The organism is Arthrobacter sp. NPDC055585, assembly GCF_053619115.1.
The window spans coordinates 67837-87636 of the sequence record NZ_JBSHIT010000007.1 but is presented as its reverse complement, the minus strand read 5'-3'; the positions used below and the strand labels follow the sequence as shown (position 1 = coordinate 87636).

Sequence of the window (19800 nt, the reverse complement as noted above, 5' to 3'; positions counted from 1 at the left end):
CAATAATAAGCCCGCGTATCGTTCCCGGAGGGATCTGCTACGTATCTTTACCCATGTCCTGGTCCAGGTCCTCGCTTACGGCGCCGGCGGCGGACTGGCGCCGCACGGCACCCATGCGCTGGGCGATGGTGACGCAGCTGGCCAGGCACAGGGCAACCAGGACCACCAGCAGCACCACTTCAGGGATCCCCAGCCCCACCAGCCCGGTGGCGGTGAGCAGGAAGACCAGGCGTTCGGCGCGTTCGGCCAGGCCCACATTGGCGTTGAAGCCCAGGGACTCTGCCTTGGCCCGGATGTAGGAGACCAGCATGCCCAGGACCAGGCAGATGATGGCTGCGACGCCGATCGCGTCGTTTTCACCGCCGGTGAAGAACCAGATGCTCACGCCGGCGAAAAGCGCGCCGTCGGCGAAGCGGTCCAGGGTTGAATCCAGGAAGGCACCCCATTTGCCTTTGCGTTCCTGCTGGCGGGCCATGATCCCGTCAATGACGTCGGAGAACACGAAGAGCACAATGAAGATGGTGCCCCAGAAGAGCTGGCCCAGCGGATAGAAGACCAATCCGCCGACCATCACGCCGAGTGTGCCGATGATGGTGACAGCGTCAGGTGAGACCCTGTGCCGGATCAGCCAGGAGGCAAGGGGAGTAAAAAGTGCGGTAAAGAAACCGCGGGCATATTTGTTCAGCACGTTCTAAGCCTCGTTGGTTCCGGCGGCCGGGGCCGGCCCGCCGGAAGAAGTTTCGTCTGCGGAGGCAGGCCAGGCGTCGGCGACCATCTGCCGCACTTCGCCCAGGGTCTGCGTAATTGCCTTGGTATGGGCGATGATCGGCAGGAAGTTCCCGTCCCCGCTCCAGCGCGGCACAATGTGCTGGTGCAGGTGGGCGGCAATGCCGGCACCGCCTGCAGCGCCCTGGTTCATGCCCAGGTTGAAGCCTGCCGGCGCGGAGACCTTGCGCAGTACGCGCATGGCCGTCTGGGTCAGGGCAGCGATTTCCGCTGTTTCCTCAATGTCGACGTCGGTGTAGTCCGGCACATGGCGGTACGGGCAGACCAGCAGGTGGCCGGCGTTGTACGGGAACAGGTTCAGGATGACAAAGGCGTGCCGGCCGCGGTGGACGATCAGCGCTTCCTCGTCCGTATGGGACGGGGCAGTACAGAACGGGCAGTTGTCCTTGGAAGAGACCTGGTCCTGCCCGCCCTTGATGTAGGCAAGCCGGTGGGGAGTCCAGAGGCGCTGGAAAGCGTCCGGCACTCCGGCGAGTTCGAAGGTGTCCGTCACATCGCCGTCGTGCGGATACTGTTCCTGGCTTTCCATCTGGACTCCCCCGTACCGCTACTTGTCCCGGTTCCGGACAGCTTCGACGATCCGCTTCACGGCTTCTTCGACCGGCACGCCGTTGTCCTGGCTGCCGTCGCGGAAGCGGAAGGAGACCGCGCCTGCTTCTGCGTCCTCACCGCCGGCGATCAGGACGAAGGGAACCTTCTCCTTGGAAGCGGTGCGGATCTTCTTGGGGAAGCGGTCCGTTCCGGCGTCGACCTCGGCGCGGATGCCCGCTGCCTTCAGTTTGTCCACGACGTCGTACATGTAGTCGTTGAAAGCCTCGGCGACCGGGATCCCGACAACCTGGACCGGAGCCAGCCAGGCCGGGAAGGCGCCGGCGTAGTGCTCGGTGAGCACGGCCATAAAGCGCTCAACCGACCCGAACAGGGCACGGTGGATCATGACCGGGCGCTGGCGGGTGCCGTCGGCTGCCTGGTATTCGAGTTCGAAGCGCTCGGGCAGGTTGAAGTCCAGCTGGATGGTGGACATCTGCCAGGTGCGGCCAATGGCGTCGCGGGCCTGCACGGAAATCTTCGGACCGTAGAAAGCGGCTCCCCCGGGATCCGGAACCAGGTCCAGGCCGGAGGCTTCAGCAACCTCGGCCAGGGTGCGCGTGGCTTCTTCCCAGACCTCGTCGGAACCGACGTACTTCTCCGGGTCCTTGGTGGAGAGCTCGAGGTAGAAGTCGTCCAGGCCGTAGTCCTTGAGCAGGTCCAGGACGAAGTTCAGGGTCTTGGTCAGCTCGTCCTTCATCTGCTCGCGGGTGCAGTAGATGTGGGCGTCGTCCTGGGTCATGCCGCGCACGCGCGTCAGGCCGTGGATGACGCCGGACTTCTCGTAGCGGTAGACCGAGCCGAATTCGAAGAGCCGCAGCGGCAGTTCCCGGTAGGAGCGTCCGCGGGAGCGGAACACCAGGTTGTGCATGGGGCAGTTCATCGGCTTCAGGTAGTAATCCTGGCCGGGCTTGGTGACTTCGCCGGTCTCCGGGTCGGTGACTTCGTCAACGTGCATGGGAGGGAACATGCCGTCCCGGTACCAGTCCAGGTGGCCGGAAACCTCGTACAGGTGGCCCTTGGTGATGTGCGGGGTGTAGACGAATTCGTAGCCGGCCTCAGTGTGGCGCTGGCGGGAGTAGTCCTCCATCGCCTTGCGGATGATGCCGCCCTTGGGGTGGAACACCGGCAGGCCGGAACCCAGTTCGTCCGGGAAGGAGAACAGGTCCAGTTCGGTGCCCAGCTTGCGGTGGTCGCGGCGCTCAGCCTCGGCCAGGCGCTCCTGGTAGGCCTTCAGGTCATCCTTGGTGGGCCAGGCGGTGCCGTAGATGCGCTGCAGCTGCTGGTTGGCCTGGTTGCCCAGCCAGTACGCGGCAGCGGAGCGGGTCAGAGCGAAGGCATTGGAGATCAGCTTGGTGTTCGGCAGGTGCGGGCCACGGCACAGGTCGCACCAGACGGTGTCCCCGGACTTGCGGTCAACGTTGTCGTAGATGGTGATTTCGCCGGCGCCGACCTCGATGTTCGCGCCCTCGCCTGCTTCCTCGGCGCCGTCCTTCTTGCCCAGCAGTTCGAGCTTGTACGGCTCATTGGCCATCGCTTCGCGGGCTTCGTCTTCGCTGACCACGCGGCGGACGAACTTCTGGTTCGAGTTGACGATCTTCTGCATCATCTTCTCGAGGGTCTTCAGGTCCTCCGGGGTGAAGGGCTCGGCGACGTCGAAGTCGAAGTAGAACCCGTCCTTGATGTACGGGCCAATGCCCAGCTTGGCGTCAGGGCGCAGCTGCTGCACGGCCTGGGCCATCACGTGGGCGGTGGAGTGGCGCAGGACGTTCAGGCCGTCTTCGGAATCGATGGTTACGGCTTCGATGCTCTGGCCCGGAGCCAGCGGGGTGTCGAGGTCCTTCAGGACTCCGTCGACACGCATGACCACGACTTCGCGGCGCTCAAAAAAGAGCTGAGCACCGGTGGTGCCAGTATCCACCGTGGTCTCTTCGCCGTCGACGATGAGGGTGAACTGTTCCGGCACTGACACGTTGTCTCCTTGATTCGTTTGTACTGGCGCTTGAGCACGGGTTTGCCCGTGCAGCTATGGTGCGCGCCCTTACGATGTTATCCGCTGTTCTTCAGCCCGACCAACCGGCCGCGCGGCCGGTCCGCCCGGTTTCCGGTGCCCTGCCCGGCATCCTTTCGGGCTTTCCGCGGCAGGGGGAGGGAGGCGGTGTCTGCCAGGTCCCAGGCCTGGAGTGCCTGCAGGCTCATGCCGCGCGGGCCGGTGCGCCGGGTGAGCCCACGGATCAGCATCAGTTCGGTGCCGAAGAGCAGCGGACCGGTTTTCTCCTGCGCCTCGGTGAAGAAGGTGCAGTCCACGCAGCCGGTTCCGTCGTCCAGGCTGATGAAGACCACCCGGCGTCCCCCGCGCATTGGCGGGGTCTGGGTGGCCACCCGGATACCGGCCACCAGCACTTCCGAGCCGTTGCGCAGCTCCAGCAGCGATTCGGCTTTGGTCACGCCCAGGGCAGCGAGCAGTGGCTCGTAGCTGTCCACCAGGTGTGCACTGACGTCGACGGCGAGCAGGTCCAGCTCCGTGCGGACCCGCTCGGGGAGACTTGGTTCAGGCAGCTGCGGAACAAGGTTGGCCAGTTCGGTGTCCCCCAGGGGAAGCGCCAGCTGGCCCGGGATTGGATCGTATTTCCGGGTTCCGGATTTGCCGGATGTTTCGGCCAGGTGCTGCAGCAGATCCGCCCTGCTGCCGCGCGACCCGGTCTCCCGGGAGAGCGAATCGAAGGCGCCCAGCTGGGCCAGGCGCTGGATTGACGGACGGGAGAGTTTTGCGCGGGCCCGCAGGTCCGCCAGGGAGTCGAACGGCTGCCCGGCGGCGATCCGCCGCACCTCCGCGGCGGAGAGTCCGTAGATCCCGGCGAAGCTGAGCCGGATCCCGAACCTTCCGGGACGCGCCTTGCGGCCGGGCGCTTCGGGGACGGCCGGCACCCATTCCACCCGGTACTGCTCGCCGCTGCGGTTAATATCCAACGGCAGGATGGGAATGCCCATCCTGCGCGCTTCAGCCACCAGCAGCCTGCGCGGGTACATGCCCGGATCGTGTTCGAAGATTCCAGCCAGGAACGCTTCGGGATGGTGGGCTTTCAGCCAGGCCGACTGGTAGGTGGGCACGGCGAACGCGGCGCCGTGGGCCTTGCAGAAACCGAAACTGCCAAAGGCCTTCAGCGTTCCCCAGACGTTCTCGATGGTCTGCGCGTCGTAGCCGCGCTTTTCTGCAGCCTGCCGGAAGAAATCCTCCACCCCCTGTTCGGCGGCGGGATTGCCCAGCAGCCGGCGCAGCTCATCGGCTTTGGCCAGCCCGCATCCGGTAAAGACGTCGAAGGTCCGCAGTACCTGTTCATGGAAGACCGTCACGCCGTGGGTCTCCGCCAGCACCGGGCGCAGCGATTCGTGCGGGTACACCGCAGGAGCCCAGCCGTGGCGGTGTTCCAGGAACGGCCGCACCATGTCCGATTTCATGGGTCCGGGCCGGAACAGGGAAATGTCGATGATCAGGTCGTTGAAGTCCCGCGGCGCCATCTTGCCCACCAGTTCCCGCTGGCCGGGTGACTCGATCTGGAAACAGCCCAGGGTGTGGGTGCTGCGGATCAGCTCAAAGGTCGGCTCATCATCCAGCGGAACGGCATCCAGGTCGATCCGCCCGTCGTCGGCAATCCACTCCGGACGAGGTTCCGCTTCCCGGACGTGTTTTCCGGCTTTGGCGACGTCGTCTCCGCCGGAATGCACCCGGACCACCTCGTTCAGCGCGAAGGCCATGGCGGACTGCATCCGCACACCCAGCACGTCGAGTTTGAGCATGCCCATCGGATCCATGTCGTGTTTGTCGAACTGGGACATGGGCAGGCCCAAACCGCTGGGCTGCACCGGGGTGCGGTCCAGCAGGGAGGTATCCCCCAGGATCACTCCGCACGGGTGCATGGAGATGTGCCGGGGCAGGCGGTCCAGCCGTTCGGTCAGGTCCACCAGCAGATCCAGCTGCCGGTTCTGCTGCACGGCTTCTGCAACGCCGCGCAGTTCGGGTTTCTCTGCGAGCGCCTCACGGAAGTGGCTTGCCGAGAAGCGCCACAGCGCCTTGGCCACGGCACCGACCTCCTCTTCGGGCAGGCCCAGGGCCAGTCCGGCGTCGCGCACCGCTCCGCGAGCCCGGTAACCGTTCTGCATGCTCATCAGGGTGACCCGCTGCGCCCCGAAGCGTTCGAAGATGCGGTGGTACACGTTGTGCCGTTCAGCGCTTTCAACGTCAATGTCGATGTCCGGAAGTGTCGAACGGTCCCGGGAGAGGAAGCGCTCAAAAATCAGGTCGTGTGCCAGCGGGTTCACATGGCTTATGCCCAGCAGGTAGTTCACCAGCGACGAGGCGCCTGAGCCGCGCGCCGCTGCCCGTACCCCCATGTCACGGATCATGGTGGAGACTTCGGCAACGGTCAGGAAGTAGGCAGCGAAGCCCAGCCGTTCGATAATCCCCAGCTCGTGTTCGAGCCGGTTGCGCATGGCGGCCTCCGCTGAACCGCGCAGGTGCCCGAAGCGCCTGCCGATTCCTGCCTCGCAGCGTCCGCGCAGTTCGAGGACAGGTTCGGCATCGATCCCGATGACCCCGGCTTCCGGTACCACCGGCTGCTTCCATCCCATGTCTGAGGCCGGGTCGATCCGGCAGGCATCTGCGAGCGCCTCGGTTCCGGCAAGCAGCTTTACTGCCCCGGAGCGCCCAAAGCCTGCTTCCTCGCTGATCTCCGCGGCGAGCGCTGCCATCTGTTTCCCCGGTTTCAGCCAGCCCTGCCCGTTGGGCTGCAGGTCCTGCAGCTGCGCCATGGAAGTCAGGGCGCGTGCGGCGTCGAGTACGTCCGCAGTGGCGGCTCCGTCTTCATCCACGTAGCGCACCGCGTTGGTCAGCACCGCCGGGATGTGCATTTCATCGGAGAGCCGGAACATCCGCACGGCATGGGCCAAGCTGAGGTTGGTGCCCGGGGAACTGAGGTGGGTGACTACCTCCACGGCGAGCGCAGCGCGCGGCATAACTGAGAGCCAGCGCCGGAACAGGGTGCGGGCGACGGCGTAGCTGCGGCTGCGCATGGCACGTCCGACGTCGGTGTACGGTCCTACGAGCACGCTCAGTACAGGCTCCCCGTCGACGCCCAGTACACGGGCGGCAAGCTGTTCCAGGGTGACGCCGGCCGGGCGGCCTGCACGTCCCCGGGACGGCGAAGTTCCGGTGTGGGCGTCAGAGATAAGCCGGCACAGCGCGTGGTAGCCTGCTCCCCCGTTGTGTCCGTGGGCCAGGATGACCGCCCGCCCGGTAACTTCCGCCTCTTTGCCTTCCCCGTCCAGCAGCGCCAGGTCCACGCCGACGATTGGATCAATGCCGGCGTCCATGCAGGCGCGCAGGTGCTTGACCGTGCCGTACAGGCCGTCCCTGTCGGTGCACGCGAGCGCGTCGGCGCCGTCAGCTGCGGCGGCCTGCGCCAGTTCTTCAGGCCAGGAGGTGCCGTAGTGCGCGGAAAAAGCTGTGGCCGCGTGGAGGTGGGTAAAACTCATGGCACAGTACTCATTGACCCGGTACTAGGCACTTTCCCGGAGCGCATCATGAATGCGGATCAGCCGCCAGGTGTTGGAGGCAGCCTGCCGGGAAATGTCCAGCGTGCGCAGCGGCGAGCGGGGACTCAGGCGTGCCTGGACCCGCCAGATCTCTGAATCCACCAGTCCTGGGCCGTGTCCGCGTTCTGCCCGGGGTTCCTCTTCCCACCAGCGCCGCCGCTCATACCAGCGCACTGGATTGGCAGCGACCTTGTAGGTCCGGCCCTGCCAGCTAAGGCGCAGCGGTATGCCCGCCGGTGAGCACACCACCTCAATTGCTTCACTGAAAAGTCCCATGGCTGCCCCTCGCTGTGCCTTCTAGCTGTACCTGAATTGGTATCCGGCCGGTGACCTGAACCGGTGCCCGCACCGTGTTCCAGGACAAAACCGCATTCGAACATATATTCGAACCTCCAGTGTACGACTCCACTCTGACAATCTGCACAGTGCTCCCTAGGAGGCCGGTGGGAGTTCGGATTTACTCAGCCGCAGCCTCCACCCGGGACTGGGTTGAGAGCGGAATCTCACGGATGAACAGGCAAAGCACACCGCCTGCCGCCACCAGCGGGATGCTGAGCAGGAAGATCGGCGGCAGTGCCGTGCCGAACGCCGCCCCAATAGCCTGCTGCACCGGGCCGGGCAGTCCCTGCAGCACGGCCGGTGTCAGCGAATTGATGCTCTCCTGGGGCAGCATCCCCGCGGTCCCTGCCGGTGCTGCCGCGAGCTGGTCGGTCAGGCGCTGGATGAAGATCGAGCCGAAGGCAGCGATTCCGAAGGAGGCACCGATCTGGCGGAAGTAGTTCGCGGCGGAGATGGCCGTACCCATGTTCTGCGGCGGAACGCTGTTCTGCACGATCAGCACCAGGTTCTGCAGCAGCGCTCCAATGCCCATTCCCAGCACTGCCATGCCGATGGCGGTGAACCAGTACGGGGTGTCCTGGGAGATCCGGGAGAGCAGCACCAGTCCGGCGATGACCACCGCGCATCCGGCAGCGGGATAGATCTTGTACCGCCCGGTCCGGGAGATCAGCTGGCCGGTACCGATCGAAGTCAGCAGCAGTCCGGCCATCATCGGCAGCATCATCAGTCCGGATTCGGTGGCGGTGGCGCCGTTGACCATCTGCAGGAACGTGGGCAGGTAGGAGATGGTGGAGAACATCGCTATTCCGACGGCGATGCCCGCCAGCACCGGGATCAGGAAGTTCCGCAGCCGGAACAGGCCCAGCGGCAGGATCGGCTCGCTGGCCCGGCGTTCCGCCCACACGAAAGCAGCTCCGGCCAGCACGGCGGCTGCGGCCAGCCCGAGGATCTGCGGGCTCCCCCAGTCATAGGTGGTGCAACCCCAGCTGGTCACCAGAATCAGCGCAGTGGAGGCGACGGCGAGCAGCCCGGCACCGGCATAGTCCAGCCGCGGCCGGGACCGTTCAACCTTGGGCAGGTGCAGGGAGGTAAGGACGACGGCGAGCGCCACGGCTCCGATGGGCACGTTGATGTAGAATACCCAGCGCCAGGACCAGGCGTCGGTGATCCAGCCGCCCAGGAGTGGCCCGCCGACGGAGGCGAGCCCAAAGGAGGCGCCGATCAGCCCCATGTAGCGTCCGCGTTCCCGCGGAGAGACCAGGTCCCCGATGATGGCCTGCGCTCCGATCATCAGTCCGCCGCCGCCCACACCCTGCAGCGCCCGGAACGCAATCAGCTGGCCCATGTTCTGGGAGAGCCCGGAGAGGACAGAACCCAGCAGGAACACGGCGATTGCGAAGATAAAGATGTTCTTGCGGCCGAACAGGTCTCCGAGCTTGCCGTAAATGGGCAGCCCGATGGTTGCCGCCAGGATGTAAGCGGTCACCACCCAGGAGAGGTGTTCGAGTCCGTTCAGGTCACCCACGATGGTCGGCAGGGCCGTGGCAACGATTGTCTGGTCCAGCGCCGCGAGCAGGACCGAAAGCACCAGTCCCGTAAAGACCAGTACCCGTCCGCGCCGTACGCCCTCCTCCTGCCGGGTCTCCGCACCGCCTGTGTTGACGGGTACGGCAGCATGTGCACCTGAGGCCATTAGCGTTTTGCCTCACCTTCCAGTTGAACGTTGGCTGTCTTGGCCAGCGGGATCTCTTTGATAAAAAGCGTCAGCACAAACGCGGCGCCCAGTGCGGGGATGCCCAGCAGGAAGATCGGAGGCAGGGCGGTACCGAAAGCGTCGGCAATGAAGTCCCGTGCCGGAGCCGGCAGCCCCCTGAGCTGGTCCGGGCTGATGGAGTTCACTCCCTGGCCGGTCACTCCGCGCACTGCCGCCGGGGCATTGGCCACCTGGTCGTTGAGCCGGGAAATGAACACGGACCCGTAGACGGCGATCCCAAGCGTTCCGCCGATCTGGCGGAAATAGTTCGCGGAGGAAACCCCTGTGCCCATGTTCTGCGGCGGAACGCTGTTCTGCACGATCAGTACGACGTTCTGCATCAGCATGCCAATTCCCAGGCCCAGCACGAACATCCCCAGCGCAGTGAACCAGTACTGGGTCTCCGCGGAGATGCGGGAGAGCAGCAGCAGGCCAAGGATCATAATCAGCGCCCCGGCGATGGGATAGATCTTGTACCGCCCGGTGCGTGAAATCAGCTGCCCGCTCCCGACTGAGGTGATGAGTACACCGGCGGTCATGGGCAGCATCATCAGCCCGGAGTCTGTGGCGCTGGCTCCGTTGACCATTTGCAGGAAGGTCGGCAGGTAGGAGATGGACCCGAACATTGCCAGCCCGACGGCGAGTCCCACCAGGGTGCACACCACAAAGTTCCGGTTTTTGAACAGGCGCAGCGGCAGGATCGGTTCGTTGGCCCGCAGCTCAACGGGAATGAAGACCGCTATGGCTGCCAGGGCGGCTGCGCCGAGGCCCAGGATGGTTGGAGAAGTCCAGGCGTAGGTGGTTCCGCCCCAGCTGGTAATGCCCACCAGCGCCGCGCTCGCAATCGCCAGCAGCACGGCACCGGGATAGTCCAGCTTGATTCCCGCGGCGCTGCGCTTGGGCAGGTGCAGTGAGGTGATGATCAGGGCCAGGGCGATCGCTCCGAGCGGCAGGTTGATGTAGAACACCCAGCGCCAGGACCAGTACTGCGTCAGGTAGCCGCCCAGCAGGGGTCCGCTGACGGAGGCAACGCCGAAAGCTGCGCCGATCAGGCCCATGTACTTGCCGCGGTCGCGTGCCGAGACGATGTCCCCGATGATCGCCTGTGATCCGATGATCAGCCCGCCGCCGCCGACTCCCTGCAGCGCCCGGTAGGCAATCAGCTCTCCCATGCTGTGGGCCTGGCCCGACAGCGCTGATCCGAGCAGGAAAACCACAATCGCAAAGATGAAGATGTTCTTGCGTCCCAGCAGGTCACCGAGCTTGCCGTAGATGGGCAGCCCGATCGTGGACGTCAGCAGGTAGGCGGTAATGACCCAGGACAGGTGGTCCAATCCCCGCAGGTCCCCCACGATCGTGGGAAGCGCGGTGGAGACGATTGTCTGGTCCAGTGCAGAGATCAGCACCGCCATGATCAGGCCGCTGAAAACCAAAGCCAGCTGGCGGCGACTGTGCGGCGCCGGGGCTCCCGGACCGGATTGGGGCGGCGGTTCAGGCGGGGCCGGGGCAGAGGCAGAGGCAGAGGCAGCAGAGGAAGCCTGCGAAGCAGGCGCGGTAGCCGTTTGGTATGAAGACGCCGGCGACCCGAGATCAGTGGCTGCCTGTGCTCCCGGGTGGGTTGCTTCGGCTCCGTGGGCAGTGAATCGAGCGGCCAATGACGCCTCCTAGGGAAGCCATCCGTGGATGGTCCGGAACCAAAACCCACTACCCATTCGACGCCCGCCCTCCGGCCAAGTCAACGGTCCGCGGCAGCCGGTGAGATCTGAATGCCGCAGGGCCCCGGGAGGGGCTGTCGCTGCGGAGGCATGAAGTTCCGCAGCCGGCATTTGCTCCCTGCTTCCGGCATTGTTCCGCAGGTGGGACGGGCGCAGACTTGCACTAACCGCGGACAGGCCACGGCGCCGAAACCCGCACCCGGTCCACCATTGCTTTCGGGGTACGCCATGAATTGGACAACATGAATTGGACAATGAGCGTCATCTTTCGCGCCATACCGCTTCTGATGGGCGCTGTGTGCCTGTCCTACGGCCTGTACATCCTGGCCGGGCCCGATGACGCCAGCCACTTCGTTGCCGGCCACGTCAATGTGGGATTGACCGCCATCTGTTATGCGCTGTTCACTACGGCGGCCACCATCATCCGGCAGCTCATCGACCGCTACGGGCGCGTGTGGGGCATTGCCCTGCCGCTCTCCGGCTACGCAGCTGCTGCTGCCGCAATCATCTGGGGCATTGTCCTGGCCAACCGGGAGAACACCGCGGAGAACCTCACCGCCGGCTTCGTAGTAATCGGTGTCGGGCTGGTTGCCTCCTGCGTCAGTACTGTCGCGGCTGCCTCCACAAAATTCACGCTGATTCAGTCAGCACAGCTCCTCGATCCCCTGGACGGCCCGCCGGAAGGCGCCCACACCCGCGCCGCCGGCCTCGTGCTGATCACTGTTCCGGCTGCGGCGGCCGTGGCAGGCTTTTCCCTCGCAACCGGCCTGCTGCTGCGCGGAGACACCCCGGGATTCGTTGCCGGCCATGTTCTGATCGGGCTGGCCGTGATCTGCACGTCGCTGATCGCCCTGGTTGCGAGCATCGTGCGCCAAATACGCAACGCCTTCAGCGACAGCGAACGTTTGGTCTGGCCCTGGTTCGTCGGTGCCGCGGGCCTGGTCAACCTGCTGCTCGGGCTCTTTGTGCTGCTCAGTTCAGCCGAGCCCTACCGGCTGGCCCCGGGATGTGTGCTGATTGGCCTGGGGCTGATCTGCTTCAGCATCCTGTCCAAAGTGCTGCTGCTCGCGCTCGTCTGGCGCCGCACCTTTGCCCTGGCCAACCGGATTCCGCTGATGCCCATCGGAACGGCGCTCACCTGCCTGTTCTTCGCCGCGTTCCTCTTTGAAGCGGCAGGCACGGATCCGTCCTTCCTCGTCCCGGCACATGTGCTGGTGGGACTCGGAGCTGTCTGCTTTACGCTCTTCTCCATCGTGTCGATCCTGGAAGCAGGAACCTCGGAGTAGCGGCGGGAGGGACCCGGGGCTCAGCCGGCAAACTCAATACCGGCCGCCGGGCGCGGCCTAGTGAGCCAGTAGCTTGAGCCATCCGGGCTGCGGCGGACGATTCCTTCATCCACCATGGCCCGCCGGAACATTGCCGGGTCGTTGGTGAAGGCGGCCAGCCGTGAAGTGACCTCCGCTTCCGTCAGCCGGGCCCGGCCCGCCGGATTCCCTGCACCGTCCTCGCCGGAACCGAGGGTGCCGTGCTGCGAGAAGATCTCCCCGGCCAGATAATGCAGGACTTCCAGGCGGTCAGTCCGCTTGGAAGGCAGGCTGCCGGCGCTTCCCGGACCCAGGTGCCGGAGCGGGGACTCATCCCGGGGCGGTCGGTCCGCGGCGAGCAGGCGGGAGAAAAGCTCCGGTACCGGATGCAGGCCGTCTTCCCCGGCCCGGACCAGACCTGCCTTCACCAGGACGTTCAGGGATTTGGTTTCCGGCCGGTCCAGATCATGACCGGAGAGCGGATCGCCGTGTCCCGCTGCAGTGATGATCCTCGCGTACAGGTCCAGCCGGCGGGAATCTGCGAGCGCGGCGGCCGCCGCTTTCCAGCGAGAGCTGCCGGAGGTGCCTGGGTCTTTCAACTGCCGTGCCTTTCACAGGATGCATTCGGGTGCGGACGGATCTGTCCGGTCCCGGATCTGTGACGTAGCCTACTGCAACAGGAATCCGGACCCGAAGGAGCTGCTGCATGGAGTCGTGCTATCCCGTGCGCTCCTTTGCCGCCGCATCCGTGGCGGCCGCGGGAAGCGCGGTCGCGGAACTGGCCTCCCGTCTCTCCGGTGTACCGGTGCACGCCGAAGCCGACCCGGATCTTGCCCGTGCCTGGTTCGGCATGTCCTTCCGCCCGGCCGGCTGGGCGGTTCCCCCGCCCTGGGATCCGCTCTCCCGCGACTATCCGTGCGCGGACGGCTGGATCCGGCTGCACACCAATGCCCCGCACCACCGCCGTGCTGCGCTCGCCGTCCTGGGCCTGCCCGCAGATACCGGTCCCGAGACTGCCTCTGTGGCGGTGCGGGCGTGGAAGAGCGGAGAGCTGGAAGAGGCCGTAGTGGAAGCCGGCGGCTGCGCGGCACAGCTGCGGACGGCAGAACAGTGGCAGGCCCATCCCCAAGGCCAGTCCGTCTGGGCCGAACCTCTCATCGGCTGGACCCGGCGCGCACCCCGGCTGCCGGCCGAAACCTCCGGAACCGCTGAACGGCCGCTGAAGGGTGTCCGGGTCCTGGACCTCACCCGTGTCATCGCCGGACCTGTGGCTACCCGGTTCCTCGCCGGGTTCGGAGCACGGGTCCTGCGGATTGATCCACCGGATTGGGAGGAGCCGGCTCTTGAAGCGGAAATGACGGTGGGCAAGAGCTGCGCCCGGCTGGACCTGCGCACGCCCGACGGCGCAGCGAGGGTCCGCGAGCTCATCTCTTCGGCTGACCTCGTGGTGCACGGCTACCGTCCCGGTGCCCTCACCGGACTGGGACTGGACGAACACCGGCTCCAGCAGCTGCGCCCCGGCGTCGTCACCGTGGCGGTCGATGCCTGGGGCTGGACCGGACCGTGGCGCGGGCGGCGCGGCTTCGACTCCCTGGTGCAGACGGCGTCAGGCATTGCCGACGCCGGCATGGCCTGGTCCGCTGCGGATGCGCCGCTGCCGCTGCCCGTCCAGGCACTGGACCACGCCACCGGCTACCTTGCTGCGGCGGCAGCCGTGCGGGCCTGGACCCGGAGGCTGGACGGTGAGGTCTACGCTGCGCGTCTGTCCCTGGCCCGGACGGCGGCGGAACTGCAGCGCACTGCGGACGCCCGCCGGCCGGTGCCCCCGCCCTGGCTGTCCCCTCCGGAGGGTCCTGCACCTGCCCTGCCCCGGACTGCGGAGCAGACCCGCTGGGGCCCCGGCGAGCGGCTGGCACCGCCGGTGCTCTTCAGCTCTGAAGGACCGGTTCCCGCCATGGTGTGGGATCTGCCCGCAGCACCTCTGGGTTCGGCTCCCGCAGCCTGGTAGCCGGTTTACCGGGAAGGTTCAGCTGCGGCTGAACGCGTCCAGCCGTGCCTGCACTTCGTCCTCATGCCGGGTGCGCAGTTCGTATTCGATGAACGCGTCGATCATGGCGCGGTAGGTTTTTTCCACCACCGTGGAGTCCTGTTCCTGTGCCTTCGCGGCTTCCCGCACGTGGTTGATGACTTCCTCGACGCGGTCCCTGGCGCGGACCTGGGCGTCGTCGTCCTTCAGTCCCCCGGCCAGGCGGACCAGGCGTTCCCGGCGCCAGATCAGCGCCACTATTTCTTCGTCTATCTCGTCAATGGCCGTGCGTACGGCCCCAAGCTGTTCGGTAGTCGGGTCTGTTTCCACTGTTTCTCCCATGGCTTCCAGTTTACCGGGGCCCGGCAGCAGCCTTTTCCGGTTCCTCCGCCCGTCCCAGTTTCGAAGGCCACCAGATACGCCGGCCGATGTCATAGGAGAGCGCCGGCACCAGCAGCGAGCGCACCACCAGGGTGTCCAGCAGCACGCCGAAGGCCACAATGAAGGCCAGCTGCGCCAGGAACAGCACAGGGATCACCCCCAGCGCCGCGAAGGTCGCTGCGAGCACAATACCTGCCGAGGTGATCACCCCGCCGGTGATCATCAGTCCCCGGATAATTCCGTCCCTTGTGCCCAGCAGGATGCTCTCCTCCCGCACGCGGGTCATCAGGAAGATGTTGTAGTCCACGCCCAGGGCCACCAGGAAGATGAACCCGTACAGCGGCACGGCAGGATCGGCCCCGGGGAAGTCCAGCACGTAGTTGAACAGCAGCCCGGAGATGCCCAGCGTCGCACCGAAGGAGAGCATGACGGTGAGGATGAGCAGGAACGGCGCCAGCACGGCCCGCAGCAGGAGCATCAGCAGGAAGAAGATCACCACCAGCACCACGGGGATGATGAGGTTGCGGTCATGCTCTGCGGCGTCGTTGGTATCCACGGTGGTGGCGGTGGTGCCGCCCACCAGGACGTCCGGGGTGTCCGCCAGTTTTCCCCGCAGCTCACGGACCGTGTCCTCTGCCGCCGTCGAGTCCGCGTTCTCCGTCAGGGTGGCCTGCAGCAGCACCTGTCCGTCCACGGTCTTCGGGGAAGCATTTTCGGCCCCGGGGATCGGCGGGACCTGCACTCCGTCCTCCGTGACTGGCAGGGAACCGGACGGGGTGCCCTGTGCCACCACGGTGACGTCGGAGATGCCGCTGGTGCCCAGTACGGTGTCCGCGACGGACTTCAGTTCGGATTCGGGGGCGACGATCAGCACCGGACTGCCGGATCCGGAGGGGAAATGCTCGCCCAGGGCTGTCTGGCCTTCCTTGGCTTCGGTCTGCCCCAGCACAAAGTCGCTCTGCGGCACGCCGGAGGCGCGGAAGTCCACCACTGCCACCGCGGCGGCGGCCAGCACGACGGCGCAGATCAGCCAGGTGCGCCGGGAATGGTTGCGCACGGTGCGGGCCACTGCCGGCCAGAAACCGCGCGCCTGGTGATCGCGGTCCGGGTGCGGAGAACCGAACGCCGGGCGGCGCGGCCAGAACGCTGCCCTGCCAAAGACGAAGAGCAGCGACGGGAGCAGGGTCATGGCCGCCAGGTAGGAACAGACGATCCCGAGGGATGCCACCGGCGCGAGCGCCTTGTTCGAGTTCAGGTCGCTGAGCAGCAGGCACAGCAGGCCGGCCACCACGGTGCCCGCGGAAGCGGACACGGGTTCAAGGGTGCCCCGCAGCGCAGCCCGGGTTGCGCCCCAGCGGTCCGCATGGTCACGCAGTGCTTCCCGGTAACGGGATACATACAGCAGGGAATAGTCCGTGGCGGCGCCGATGCCGAGAATGAACAGGATGCCCTGCACCTGCCCGTTCAGCGTCACTGCACCCGCCTTGGCCAGCCAGTACACAGCCAGGATTGCGGCCGAGAGGGCCAGGATGGAAGTCAGCAGCACCAGGATGGGCAGCAGCGGCGAACGGTAGACAATCACCAGGATCACCAGTACGGCGACAACCGCAACAATCAGCAGGGCACCGTCAATACCGCCGAACGCCTGTGAGATATCCGCCAGCTGACCGGCCGGTCCGGTCACATATGCGGTGAGCCCCTCGGGCAGCCCGTCCTTGGACACCGTGCTGAGGTTCTCCACGTTGTCCGCAGCGGCATCGTTGTCCGTGATGGGCACAAAGATCTCGGCCGCCTTACCGTCCTCCGAGAACTGGGCGGGAGACACCCCGCCGCTGACCCCGGGCGCGTCGGCGAAGGCCTTCTCCCGGTCCTGAATGAAGGTGCGGTCAGCATCCGTCAACCCGCCGTCGTTGACGTACAGCACGACGGCGGGAACCGCGTCGCTGTCAGTGAACTCCGGCTGAAGTTCACTGACCTTCGTGGAGGCGGAACTGGCTGGCAGATAGGACGCCTGGTCATTCTGCTGGACTTCGCTGATCTTGCCGAAGTACGGTCCGCCCACCCCGCCAAGGCCGAACCAGATGACGATCAGCAGTACGGGAATCACGATCCGCAGCCACGCCGGAGGACCAGAACTGCGCCCGGTCTCCCGGGGCGGACCGTCCCGCGGCGGACCCTTCCGGTCCGGAGACGCGGCCGCCCGGGCAGCGGCGTCGTCAGAGGAGCGGCCGGACCGTGACTGCCCGGAATTCGGAGGGATCGCTGTGCTCATGGGCCTCATCGCATTCTCGCGAGAGCGCGGGCTGACCCTAGCCGGTCTTCGCCCCGCCGCTGGACGTGCACTGCCTCATTCCATAAGAGACCCCGCCACCTGCTGCGTCAACGGCATCAGCCCCGGGCCGGTCCGGCAGGGCGCGAAAATACGTCAAGGTCATGTTCTGGGTTTGCCGGGGATTCGGTGGGAAGATTTCCTACATGCTGCCCCAGTTGAGCGTCGTCACCCTAGGCGTGCGCGATGTCGAAGTGTCCTATGCCTTCTACGGCCGTCTGGGCTGGGAACCCCTGCAGTATGTGCCGGGAGAAGTGGTGTTTTTCCAGGTGGGGCACGGGATCCTGCTCTCCTTCTTCCGCAGCGACCATCTGGCTGCCGAGTCCGGAGCCACCGGATCGGCAAGCCTGGCCCCGTTCACCCTGGCCCATAACGTTGATTCGCCCACGGACGTGGACGCGATCCTGCATGAGGCCGCGGCCGCCGGAGGTTCCATCGCCGCTCCGGGCATGCAGATGAGCTGGGGCGGCTACTCCGGCTACTTCACGGACCCTGACGGTTTCCGCTGGGAAATCTGCCACAACCCGGGGCTGCAGATTGCTGCGGACGGCACCGTAAGCCTCTCCGTCCTGGATCCCGGCGACCCGGGCGAGGCACTTCCCACCGGTTCGATTTCCTAGTCCCGGCTTTCCCGGCCGCACCGGCAGCGCCCCGGAACAGCACGGCGCTCTAGAACAGCCCGGTGCCCTAGAACAGCACGGCCTCAGCCTCGGTTTCGGCGCCTCGTCCAGCGTCCGGGTCGAGCAGCCAGGGTCCGTCATGGCGCACATTGCCCACCGCTGGGTTCGCCGGTTCAATCTGCCATTCGCTGGCCGCAGTGTAGGCGTTTTCCAGGGCTGCACCCAGAAGAGAGAGCGCTGCGGTGGCGCTCAGGGTTCCGGGAATGATCCACCGGTCCAGGTCTTCGCCGGCCAGCGGCAGCGGCATCCTCTCATGCAGGGCGCCGAGCCGGGACAGGACCGGATTTGGATCTTCCGGATCCGGCGAGGCAAGCGTGATCACCGAAACGGAGAGCAGCCAGCGGTTCGGATCCCCGGGGTCCAGCGCCGGATCCGCCCACCATTCGTAGAGCCCGGCGAACCAGTGCAGCAACCCGTCAGCCCGCCGGACAAAACAGGGCCTCCGGGTGCCGCCCGGACCGGCCTGCCACTCGTAGTACCCTTCCATCGGCACGGCGCACCGCCGGGCCAGCACGGCGTCGCGGAACGTGGGCTTCTCCAGCAGGGTTTCGCTGCGGGCATTAAACGCCCGCACGCCCACCGAGATGTCCTTGGCCCAGCCCGGAACCAGTCCCCAGCGGGCCACGTGCACCTGGCGCACTGCGGCGCCGCCGAGCAGCCGTTCCAGCACCACCGGCACATCCGAGGTGGGCGCGACGTTCCAGGACTGGCGCAGCTCAAGGTTCGCGTCTGCCTCGGCTTCGGCCTCCGCCACCAGGTCGCCGACCGCCCGGGCCATCACGTATCGTCCGCACACGCCTCCAGTCTGCCCTGCACCACCGCGGCCGGCCCAACCCGGGACCGGCCTGCAGGCTGGACCACACTGCCGATAGTGTTCCAAGCATGAACATCAGGGCCTGCGGACGCCTCCGCGGGGCATTCGAGAGGCACCAGATCCCCCTCTGCCTCGCTGCCCTCGCGGCGGGATTCCTGGCCGGCGCGGCGGTCCCCGGGGCTCAGACACTGTCTGTCCTGATCAATCCGGCGCTCGGCCTGCTGCTCTACGCGACCTTCCTGGCCGTGCCGTTCGCCAGGTTTCGGGCGGGGCTGCTGGACCTGCGGTTCCTTGGGCTGCTGATACTGGTGAACTTCGTGCTGGTTCCGGCACTGGTGTTTGGACTCTCCCGGTTTGTGGCCCATGACGCCGCACTCCTGACCGGGGTCCTGCTGGTCCTGCTGGCTCCGTGCATCGACTACGTGATCGTTTTTTCGTCCCTGGCAGGGGCCGCCCACGAGAAGCTGCTGGCAGCCACACCCCTGCTGCTGATCACCCAGCTGCTCCTGCTGCCGGTCTTCCTCTGGCTGTTCACCGGCGGTTCGCTGACGGGTTTCATTGAACCCGGACCGTTCCTCGAGGCCCTGGTGCTGCTCATCCTCCTACCCCTGGCAGCGGCAGCGGCAACGCAGCTGCTAGCGGACCGCCGTCCGGCTTTCGGCGCACTCGCAGCAGCCGGCAACGCCTCCATGGTGCCGCTGATGCTGGTGGTCCTGTTTGTGGTCGCTGCATCCCAGTCCCGCCGGATGCTCGACGCCGGTGCCGCCCTGGCCGGGCTGGTTCCCCTTTACGCGGTGTTCCTCGCCGTCATGGTCCTTGCCGGAGCGCTGACGGGACGGGCCGGCGGACTCGACTACGCCAGCGCCCGTGCACTCACCTTCAGCGGCGCGACGCGCAACTCCCTGGTGGTGCTGCCCCTGGCACTCGCGCTGCCGGAAACCGCCGGACCCGCAGCTGCCGCCGTCGTGACCCAGACCTTCGTGGAACTGGCCGGCATGGCCCTGTGTATCCGGCTCATCCCGCGGCTTCTTCCGCAGCCGGAAGGAAGCTCCCACGGCACGTCCCGGGAATCAAACCGCAGGCGGCGGCGTTGATACCGGCAGCGATCAGCAGCCCATAAACCCCAGCAAGGAGCTCCAATGTCCGTTACTGCCGAAGCGTTCACCCCCGAGGCCGGAACCATCACCATGTTTTCCACCAGCTGGTGCGGGTACTGCCGCCGGCTGAAGTCCCAGCTGGATTCGGCGGGTATCGGCTACACCGAGGTGAACATTGCGAACACCGAGGGCACGGCGGAGCTGGTGGAGTCCCTCAACGGCGGCAACCAGACCGTGCCGACTGTAATCTTCCCCGATGGCTCTGCTACAACCAACCCCTCCGCTGCCGAGGTGAAGGCCCGTCTGGGCCTCTGACCTCACCTTTTCCTAATCTGATGCCGGGAGCCGCGAAAGTGACTCCCGGCATCGGCGTCCCTAGGATGGAACAGTAGCCCC

The 19800-nt window shown here is 66.2% G+C and carries 16 protein-coding genes; 5 read left to right on the top strand and 11 right to left on the bottom strand.

The window, feature by feature from the left end; genetic code table 11:
- Window positions 1-37: 37 nt before the first annotated feature.
- From pgsA to ACWGQ2_RS12825, 7 genes are all read right to left on the bottom strand, one after another.
- Window positions 38-688, bottom strand: coding sequence for a phosphatidylinositol phosphate synthase (gene pgsA, locus ACWGQ2_RS12855; protein ID WP_452017843.1), 651 nt, complete (start codon window positions 686-688; stop codon window positions 38-40).
- 3 nt (window positions 689-691) lie between these two features.
- Window positions 692-1315, bottom strand: coding sequence for an HIT family protein (locus ACWGQ2_RS12850; protein WP_452017841.1), 624 nt, complete (start codon window positions 1313-1315; stop codon window positions 692-694).
- An 18-nt stretch (window positions 1316-1333) separates the two neighbouring features.
- Window positions 1334-3346, bottom strand: a complete 2013-nt coding sequence (gene thrS / locus ACWGQ2_RS12845; RefSeq protein WP_452017839.1) for a threonine--tRNA ligase — start codon at window positions 3344-3346, stop codon at window positions 1334-1336.
- Window positions 3347-3423: 77 nt separating this feature from the next.
- Window positions 3424-6906 carry a DNA polymerase III subunit alpha gene (locus tag ACWGQ2_RS12840; protein ID WP_452017837.1) on the bottom strand — a complete coding sequence of 1161 codons (3483 nt, stop codon included), beginning with the start codon at window positions 6904-6906 and terminating at the stop codon, window positions 3424-3426.
- Window positions 6907-6930: 24 nt separating this feature from the next.
- On the bottom strand, window positions 6931-7242 hold the full coding sequence (locus ACWGQ2_RS12835; protein WP_452017835.1) for a DUF6504 family protein: 312 nt from the start codon (window positions 7240-7242) through the stop codon (window positions 6931-6933).
- Window positions 7243-7423: 181 nt separating this feature from the next.
- Window positions 7424-8998 (bottom strand): MDR family MFS transporter, encoded by a 1575-nt coding sequence (locus ACWGQ2_RS12830; RefSeq protein ID WP_452017833.1) that lies wholly within the window; start codon window positions 8996-8998, stop codon window positions 7424-7426.
- On the bottom strand, window positions 8998-10491 hold the full coding sequence (locus ACWGQ2_RS12825) for an MDR family MFS transporter (RefSeq protein ID WP_452017831.1): 1494 nt from the start codon (window positions 10489-10491) through the stop codon (window positions 8998-9000). Before ACWGQ2_RS12825 ends, ACWGQ2_RS12830 begins: the two co-directional genes overlap by 1 nt.
- Window positions 10492-11027: 536 nt before the next feature.
- On the opposite strand from ACWGQ2_RS12825, the gene ACWGQ2_RS12820 reads away from it, so the two are divergent.
- Window positions 11028-12059: a DUF2776 family protein gene (locus tag ACWGQ2_RS12820; RefSeq protein WP_452017829.1), complete on the top strand. Its 1032-nt coding sequence runs from the start codon at window positions 11028-11030 to the stop codon at window positions 12057-12059.
- A gap of 20 nt (window positions 12060-12079) precedes the next feature.
- Here the strand turns inward: ACWGQ2_RS12820 and ACWGQ2_RS12815 are convergent, their stop codons facing one another.
- Entirely contained in the window at window positions 12080-12676 is a 597-nt protein-coding gene (locus tag ACWGQ2_RS12815; protein WP_452017827.1) for a DUF2087 domain-containing protein, read from the bottom strand.
- Window positions 12677-12783: 107 nt separating this feature from the next.
- Here ACWGQ2_RS12815 and ACWGQ2_RS12810 point away from each other — a divergent pair, with 107 nt between their 5' ends.
- The gene (locus ACWGQ2_RS12810; protein WP_452017825.1) at window positions 12784-14085 is read left to right on the top strand and encodes a CoA transferase; all 1302 of its coding nucleotides are present in this window, start codon (window positions 12784-12786) and stop codon (window positions 14083-14085) included.
- Between the two features lie 18 nt (window positions 14086-14103).
- Here the strand turns inward: ACWGQ2_RS12810 and ACWGQ2_RS12805 are convergent, their stop codons facing one another.
- Both ACWGQ2_RS12805 and ACWGQ2_RS12800 read right to left on the bottom strand, forming a co-directional pair.
- Window positions 14104-14445 (bottom strand): chorismate mutase, encoded by a 342-nt coding sequence (locus tag ACWGQ2_RS12805; RefSeq protein ID WP_452017823.1) that lies wholly within the window; start codon window positions 14443-14445, stop codon window positions 14104-14106.
- Between the two features lie 10 nt (window positions 14446-14455).
- The gene (locus tag ACWGQ2_RS12800; protein ID WP_452017821.1) at window positions 14456-16756 is read right to left on the bottom strand and encodes an MMPL family transporter; all 2301 of its coding nucleotides are present in this window, start codon (window positions 16754-16756) and stop codon (window positions 14456-14458) included.
- A gap of 203 nt (window positions 16757-16959) precedes the next feature.
- On the opposite strand from ACWGQ2_RS12800, the gene ACWGQ2_RS12795 reads away from it, so the two are divergent.
- On the top strand, window positions 16960-17433 hold the full coding sequence (locus ACWGQ2_RS12795) for a VOC family protein (protein WP_452017819.1): 474 nt from the start codon (window positions 16960-16962) through the stop codon (window positions 17431-17433).
- A 67-nt stretch (window positions 17434-17500) separates the two neighbouring features.
- On the opposite strand, the gene ACWGQ2_RS12790 is transcribed toward ACWGQ2_RS12795, so the two are convergent.
- A complete protein-coding gene (locus ACWGQ2_RS12790) occupies window positions 17501-18289 on the bottom strand; it encodes an SOS response-associated peptidase (protein ID WP_452017817.1) in 789 nt (262 codons plus the stop codon).
- A gap of 86 nt (window positions 18290-18375) precedes the next feature.
- On the opposite strand from ACWGQ2_RS12790, the gene ACWGQ2_RS12785 reads away from it, so the two are divergent.
- Window positions 18376-19401, top strand: a complete 1026-nt coding sequence (locus ACWGQ2_RS12785) for a bile acid:sodium symporter (RefSeq protein WP_452017815.1) — start codon at window positions 18376-18378, stop codon at window positions 19399-19401.
- A 45-nt stretch (window positions 19402-19446) separates the two neighbouring features.
- The gene (locus tag ACWGQ2_RS12780; protein WP_452017813.1) at window positions 19447-19719 is read left to right on the top strand and encodes a mycoredoxin; all 273 of its coding nucleotides are present in this window, start codon (window positions 19447-19449) and stop codon (window positions 19717-19719) included.
- The last annotated feature ends 81 nt before the right edge of the window (window positions 19720-19800 follow it).